Genomic DNA, 6,348 nt, shown 5'->3' on the forward strand with positions numbered 1-6,348 from the left:
ACGCAGCCTCGCGGGCTCGGCAGCTGCTACAAAGGGTGTCGCGGCTGAAATTGCTTAACTGACGGGCATTACCCCCCCGGGTCTGCTTACTTGCGGCACAATTGCGGCCATCGTTCCTTTCCATTCATAGAGTGATTGCTGGTGCAGGCAACCCGTTTAACCCTGATTTGCCACGCGCGAACCGTCGCACAGAAATTGGCGCGCTTTCCTCTGGACGAACCTCTGGAGATGGATTGGCAAGCGCTCAGGCTTTCCCGTTGCAACCAGTTCAAGGGCGCTCCGCGTCTTGTCTGTGGCCCGGAGTTGCGCACCCGGCAAACCGCTGAATTGTTCGGCAGCACGCCGGAGATTGTCGACGCACTGAGGGACTGCGACTTCGGGCGTTGGGGCGGTGTTCGCATCGGTGAACTTCAAAAGACTGAAGCTGAGAAACTCCAGTATTGGTTGGTAGACCCGGCTTCGGCACCCCACGGTGGCGAGTCGGTGCTGCAACTGGAGGAGCGGATGAGCGTGTGGCTGACCTCGTTGCAGTCGACGCCGGGGCACATCGTTGCCATTACCCATCCCTTTGTCATCCGCGCCGCGCTGACGCACGTTTTGCAAGGGGCGTCGTCCAGCCTGATCGACGTCGACCCCTTGGCGGCTGTCGAGTTGAGGTTCCATGGCTGCTGGCGGCTGCGCTTGCCGGGCACCGACCCCGAGGACCTGCCGTGATGAAAAAACTCCTGGTCATCGGGATCGGTGCCGGCAATCCCGACTACATCACCATGCAAGCGGTGAAGGCGCTGAACCGGGTCGATGTTTTTTTCCTCATGGACAAGGGCCAGAGCAAAGACAAGCTCATCGATCTGCGCCGCGAGATTTGCGAACGCTACATCACCGGCCACGATTACCGTTTTGTCGAAGCCACCAGCCCTGAGCGCGAGCGCGGTGAGGTGGACTACAAGACCAGTGTCGACGACTTGAACCTGGCCAGACAACAGACCTTCGAACGGCTGATCAACGAGGAACTTTCTGACAGCCAGTGCGGTGGTTTTCTGGTGTGGGGCGACCCAGCGTTGTACGACAGCACGATCCGTATCCTTCAGGCGATCCAGGCCTCTGGCGCCTGTGGGTTCGAGTTCGAGGTGATCCCCGGCATCACCAGCGTCCAGGCGTTGACGGCCCGACACAAGGTGCCGCTCAACCAGATTGGCCACTCCGTTGAAATCACCACCGGCCGACGCCTGGCGGCAGGGCAGGTGAGCGATGTCGACAGCCTGGTGGTGATGCTTGATGCCCAGGATGCTTACCGGCAGGTGGTGGATCGGGACACCGAGATTTACTGGGGGGCCTATCTGGGGACGCCGGATGAAATCCTGATCAGCGGCAAGCTCAAGGATGTGGCGGATGAGATCGAACGGGTGCGCAAGGCTGCAAGGCTGGCCAATGGCTGGATCATGGATACCTATCTGTTGCGCAAGCCTTGATCAGTCGGCGATCCGACTTGCCCGCGAAGGGGCCCTCGAGAACACCTCAGGAAACAGCACTGCCTCCACGCCCAAACCGCTCCCGATACACCGAAGGCGGCACGCCAACCACGGTTCGAAAGGCTACCCGGAAGCTTTCCACCGAACGATAACCACAACGCTCGGCAATCTGCTCGGTGTTCTGGTCACTGCTTTCCAGCAGTTCGCGGGCGCGGCCCAGGCGCTCGTGCTGCAACCAGGTTTTCGGTGACTGGCCGCTGGCTTCGGTGAAACGGCGCAGGAAGGTGCGTTCGCTCATGGCGGCTTCGCTGGCCAGGTCGCGCACTTCCAGTGGTTCATGCAAACGCTCACGTGCCCAATGCATGACGCGGGAAAGATCGCTGCGCGGTGTAGGACTGACCGGCGTCGGAATGAATTGCGCCTGGCCACCGCTGCGTTGCGGCGACATGACCAGGCGCCTGGCCACGGAATTGGCCACCTGGGTGCCGAAATCCCGTGCCACCAGGTGCAGGCAGGCATCGATGCCTGCCGCGCTGCCAGCGGAGGTGATCAATTGGCCGGAATCGACATACAGCACGTCCGGGTCCACGAGGATGCCGGGAAAGCGCTCGGCCAGTTCCGAGGTATAGCGCCAGTGCGTGGTCGCACCGTGGCCGTCGAGCAACCCGGTGGCGGCGAGGACGAAAACACCGGAGCAGATCGACAGCAACCGCGCCCCCCGGGCATGGGCCTGGCGCAGGGCGGCGATCAGCTCGGCGGGTACCGCGGCGCTGCGGTCGCGCCAGCCGGGAATGATGATGGTGCGGGCATCGGCGAGCAATTCCATGCCGCCATCGGCCAGTACCTGGATGCCGCCCATGGCGCGCATCGGGCCTTGATCGACTGCGACGATACGATGCTCGTACCACGGAAAATCGAATTCAGGCCGTGGCAGGCCGAAGATCTCCACGGCAATGCCGAACTCGAAGGTGCAAAGGCCGTCGTAGGCCAGAATCGAAACCATTCCTGGGGTGGGGTGCATTTGGCGGAAAGTTCCCGGTGAGTGTCCTGTGCGCCACTGTAGCCGCAAGTGGCTGGCGGATAAAGTCTTCCCACACCCACCGCTTATTTGGAGTACTGCCCATGACCAGCCTGGTTCGCGAAATTCCCGCCGCCCCCTCGGCCATCGCCCTGATGCATTTCAGCAACCGTCTGACCTTCGAAACCGATTGTTCAGATGTCTACGGCAGCCAGCAGGCTGGCGAAGTCGATTTCATTTTGGTGGATGTTCGTGGCCCGCTGGCGTTCGAGCGCGGGCATGTACCAGGGGCGATCAACATACCCGGACGCTTGCTGACCGCCGAAGGCTTAGCGGGTTTTGCGAAGAACAGCCTGTTTGTGGTGTATTGCGCCGGGCCTCACTGCAACGGCGCCAACAAGGCGGCGGTGAAACTGGCGGCCCTGGGTTATCCGGTCAAGGAGATGATCGGCGGCGTGACCGGATGGCTGGATGAAGGGTTTGAGTTGAGTGTCGGGGTGCCGCGGACGGTGAATGCTGTGATCGGTTGTGAATGCTGATACCCAAACACCATTGATCATTGTGGCGAGGGAGCTTGCTCCCGCTGGGTCGCGTAGCGACCCCAAAAACTGCGTCTGCTGCGCAGCCGAGCGGGAGCAAGCTCCCTCGCCACAGGAATGCGCTTTGATCTACATCAGCGACAGGCAGAGGACGCCCACCACTCATCCAGTGTCGCCTGCAACCACGCCAACACCTCGGCGTAGGCTGCATCGTCCTGCGGCCCCCGTGGCAACGGCGACTCATCGCCAAAATGCGCATTGAGCATGGCCACCGACTCGGCGTTCCACTCCGGATGAAACTGCAATCCAAGCCGCGTCGGTCCGGCGCGGTACATCTGCTGCGCACAGTGCTCGCTGCTGGCCAACAGCTGCGCGGCAGGCGGCAGGTCGATGGCGTCTTCGTGCCACTCCAGCACCTTCAGTGTTTGCCCATCGATAAAGGTCACGGTGGTCCATCCGGTTTCGCTCCGGTCCATCCGCCGTACATTCCCGCCCAGGCTCAGCGCCAGCAACTGTGCCCCCAGGCATATCGCGAACACAGCCGCGTCCTGATCCAGAGTGCCTTTGAGCCATTGCCGTTCGGCTTCCAGCCAGGCCGGGCCGGCATCGGATTCATAAGGCCCGCCCAACAGGATCACGGGATCGGCGCTGACGGGCGGCAATTGGCCAAGGTCGGCGCGAAACACCTTCAGCGTCAGCCCTCGGGATTCGGTCCAGATGGCGATGGTGCCCGGACCTTCGGCGGGGTGGTGCTGGATCAGGTTCAACGTGGGCATCACGCTACTCTCGATGGGACGCAAGGGCGCTCAATGTGCCGTAAAACACCGGGCATCGCCAGTCGTCCCGTTCTGTCGGATGACGCCTGAAAACCTGTAGGTCCGGTCTGAAAACGCGATATGTCTGACAGACTTTGCACCGTCATGGCGCGTTCACCTCGACGTCTCCCTCCGGGTGCCACTTTTCTGTAAATAATTGTCGCCTCGGCATAATTTGCCCTCCTGTAGCCGCTCTAGACTGCCGGCCACTTCGGTTCCCGCTCACGAAGCGATGACCGAACGCTGCCAATCGAAGCTGCCAATAAAAGCCTCCGCACACAGGAGTTATAAATGAAGAAGCTAGTAATGTTCGGTGCCCTGGCACTGTCGATGTTGTCCCTGACCGCCGTGGCCGCCGACGCCAAGCCGATCCGCATCGGTATCGAAGCCGGCTACCCGCCATTCTCGATGAAAACCCCTGACGGCAAACTCACCGGTTTCGACGTGGATATCGGCGACGCGCTGTGCGAGCAGATGAAAGTCAAGTGCACCTGGGTCGAGCAAGAGTTCGACGGCCTGATCCCTGCGCTGAAGGTCAAGAAAATCGACGCCATCCTGTCGTCCATGACCATCACTGACGACCGCAAGAAGAACGTCGATTTCACCATCAAGTACTACCACACACCGGCACGCTTCGTGATGAAGGAAGGCAGCGACGTCAAGGACCCGCTGACCGAACTCAAGGGCAAGAAAGTCGGTGTCCTGCGCGCCAGTACCCACGACCGCTTCGCCACTGAAGTGCTGCAACCGGCGGGCATTGTCCTGGTGCGCTACGGCTCCCAGCAGGAAGCCAACCTGGACATGGTGTCCGGTCGCATTGACGCGCTGCTGGCCGACTCGGTCAATCTGGACGACGGTTTCCTGAAAACCGACGCCGGTAAAGGTTTTGCCTTCGTCGGCCCTGAGTACAACGATCCGAAATACTTCGGTGGCGGCGCAGGCATTGCCGTGCGCAAGGGTGATAAGGAACTGGCGGACAAGTTCAACACCGCGATCACCGAAATCCGCGCCAACGGCAAGTACAAGCAAGTGCAGGACAAATACTTCAAGTTTGACGTTTACGGCGAGTAATCCAGCCGTTTGAAAAAGTGGCAACCGTTGGCGCGGTTGCCATTTTTTTTGTGCAATCATTTTCAGCACTGAGATACCTGTGGGAGCGGGCTTGCTCGCGAAGGCGTCGTGTCAGGCAACATGGATGTTGAATGTACCGGCGCCTTCGCGAGCAAGCCCGCTCCCACAGGTGATCTCGCCGTACAGACATCAGGAGTCGCCCACATGCAACGCATCGACCACAAACTTCCCTGGAGCCACCTGGGCACCGAGCGCACCCTCAGCGTGTTTCGCTATGGCGCGGGCACGCGCAAGGTGTACATCCAGGCCAGCCTGCACGCCGACGAATTGCCGGGCATGCGCACGGCCTGGGAGTTGAAGAAGCGCCTGTCCGAACTTGAACAGCAGGGGCAATTGAAGGGTGTGATCGAACTGGTGCCGGTGGCCAATCCCATTGGCCTCGACCAGCACTTGCAAGGCAGCCACATGGGGCGTTTCGAACTCGGCAGCGGCAAGAACTTCAACCGCTCGTTCGTCGAGCTCAGTGCACCGGTGGGCGCGTTGATCGGTGATCGCCTTGGCAGCGATGCCCAGGCCAACATCGCGCTGATTCGCCAGACCATGGGCCAGGTGCTCAACGGCTTGCCGGCAGCACCATCGCAGCTGGAAGCCATGCACCGCCTGTTGTTGCGCCATGCCTGCGATGCAGACATCACCCTAGATCTGCATTGCGATTTCGACGCGGCCATCCACATTTACGCCTTGCCGCAGCACTGGCCGCAATGGCAATCCCTGGCGGCGCGCTTGAAGGCTGGCGTGGCGTTGTTGTGTGAAGATTCCGGCGGCAGCTCGTTCGATGAATCCTGTTCTTCGCCATGGTTGCGCCTGGCCAGGGCGTTCCCGGCGGCGGCGATTCCACCGGCCAACCTGGCGACCACCCTGGAGCTGGGCAGCATGGGCGACACCCGGGTCGACCAGGCCCAGGCCAATTGCGAGGCCATTCTCGGGTTCCTCGCCGAACAGGGTTTCATCGCCGGCACCTGGCCGGCGGCACCGGCCGAATGCTGTGAGGGCATGCCGTTCGAAGGCACCCAGTACCTGTTCGCCCCGCATCACGGCGTGGTCAGCTTCCTGCGTGAGGCCGGGGAGTGGGTGGAGAAGGGCGATGCGTTGTTCGAGGTGGTCGACCCGTTGAACGACAAGGTCACCACCGTGCGGGCCGGCACCAGCGGCGTGCTGTTCGCCATCGACCGTGGGCGCTACACCCAGCCGGGCACATGGCAGGCGAAAGTCGCCGGGCGCGAGCCGATTCGGGCGGGCAAGTTGATCAACGACTGAGCCGGAATTTTCATTGCCCGCCCGGGCCTCTTCGCGGGCAAGCCCGCTCCCACAGGTTTTGTGAACGCCACAGATCCAGTGTGGGAGCGGGCTTGCTCCGGGCGGCGTTCCGACGATGG

The 6,348-nt window shown here is 61.6% G+C and carries 7 protein-coding genes; 5 read left to right on the top strand and 2 right to left on the bottom strand.

What is annotated here, in order from left to right:
- Positions 1–141 precede the first annotated feature (141 nt).
- Both PMI34_RS04680 and cobF read left to right on the top strand, forming a co-directional pair.
- Positions 142–714, top strand: coding sequence for a histidine phosphatase family protein (locus PMI34_RS04680; protein WP_008053039.1), 573 nt, complete (start codon positions 142–144; stop codon positions 712–714).
- The gene (gene cobF / locus PMI34_RS04675) at positions 714–1,469 is read left to right on the top strand and encodes a precorrin-6A synthase (deacetylating) (RefSeq protein ID WP_008053040.1); all 756 of its coding nucleotides are present in this window, start codon (positions 714–716) and stop codon (positions 1,467–1,469) included. Before PMI34_RS04680 ends, cobF begins: the two co-directional genes overlap by 1 nt.
- Positions 1,470–1,515: 46 nt before the next feature.
- On the opposite strand, the gene ftrA is transcribed toward cobF, so the two are convergent.
- The gene (gene ftrA, locus PMI34_RS04670; protein WP_008053041.1) at positions 1,516–2,490 is read right to left on the bottom strand and encodes a transcriptional regulator FtrA; all 975 of its coding nucleotides are present in this window, start codon (positions 2,488–2,490) and stop codon (positions 1,516–1,518) included.
- A gap of 101 nt (positions 2,491–2,591) precedes the next feature.
- On the opposite strand from ftrA, the gene PMI34_RS04665 reads away from it, so the two are divergent.
- On the top strand, positions 2,592–3,026 hold the full coding sequence (locus PMI34_RS04665) for a rhodanese-like domain-containing protein (protein ID WP_008053042.1): 435 nt from the start codon (positions 2,592–2,594) through the stop codon (positions 3,024–3,026).
- 134 nt (positions 3,027–3,160) lie between these two features.
- On the opposite strand, the gene PMI34_RS04660 is transcribed toward PMI34_RS04665, so the two are convergent.
- Positions 3,161–3,802 (bottom strand): type 1 glutamine amidotransferase, encoded by a 642-nt coding sequence (locus PMI34_RS04660; protein ID WP_008053043.1) that lies wholly within the window; start codon positions 3,800–3,802, stop codon positions 3,161–3,163.
- A gap of 330 nt (positions 3,803–4,132) precedes the next feature.
- Here PMI34_RS04660 and PMI34_RS04655 point away from each other — a divergent pair, with 330 nt between their 5' ends.
- Together PMI34_RS04655 and PMI34_RS04650 are read left to right on the top strand one after the other, a co-directional pair.
- Positions 4,133–4,912 (top strand): ABC transporter substrate-binding protein, encoded by a 780-nt coding sequence (locus PMI34_RS04655; RefSeq protein WP_008053044.1) that lies wholly within the window; start codon positions 4,133–4,135, stop codon positions 4,910–4,912.
- Positions 4,913–5,116: 204 nt separating this feature from the next.
- The gene (locus PMI34_RS04650; protein WP_008053045.1) at positions 5,117–6,229 is read left to right on the top strand and encodes a M14 family metallopeptidase; all 1,113 of its coding nucleotides are present in this window, start codon (positions 5,117–5,119) and stop codon (positions 6,227–6,229) included.
- Positions 6,230–6,348 lie beyond the last annotated feature (119 nt).

It is taken from the genome of Pseudomonas sp. GM74 (assembly GCF_000282455.1).
Classification (GTDB): domain Bacteria; phylum Pseudomonadota; class Gammaproteobacteria; order Pseudomonadales; family Pseudomonadaceae; genus Aquipseudomonas.

Excerpts from the sequence above, each read along its gene's own strand:
- PMI34_RS04660 (WP_008053043.1), bottom strand. The coding sequence starts at position 3,802 with ATGCCCACGTTGAACCTGATCCAGCACCACCCCGCCGAAGGTCCGGGC.
- PMI34_RS04650 (WP_008053045.1), top strand. The coding sequence starts at position 5,117 with ATGCAACGCATCGACCACAAACTTCCCTGGAGCCACCTGGGCACCGAG.
- PMI34_RS04655 (WP_008053044.1), top strand. The coding sequence starts at position 4,133 with ATGAAGAAGCTAGTAATGTTCGGTGCCCTGGCACTGTCGATGTTGTCC.
- ftrA (WP_008053041.1), bottom strand. The coding sequence starts at position 2,490 with ATGCACCCCACCCCAGGAATGGTTTCGATTCTGGCCTACGACGGCCTT.
- cobF (WP_008053040.1), top strand. The coding sequence starts at position 714 with ATGAAAAAACTCCTGGTCATCGGGATCGGTGCCGGCAATCCCGACTAC.
- PMI34_RS04665 (WP_008053042.1), top strand. The coding sequence starts at position 2,592 with ATGACCAGCCTGGTTCGCGAAATTCCCGCCGCCCCCTCGGCCATCGCC.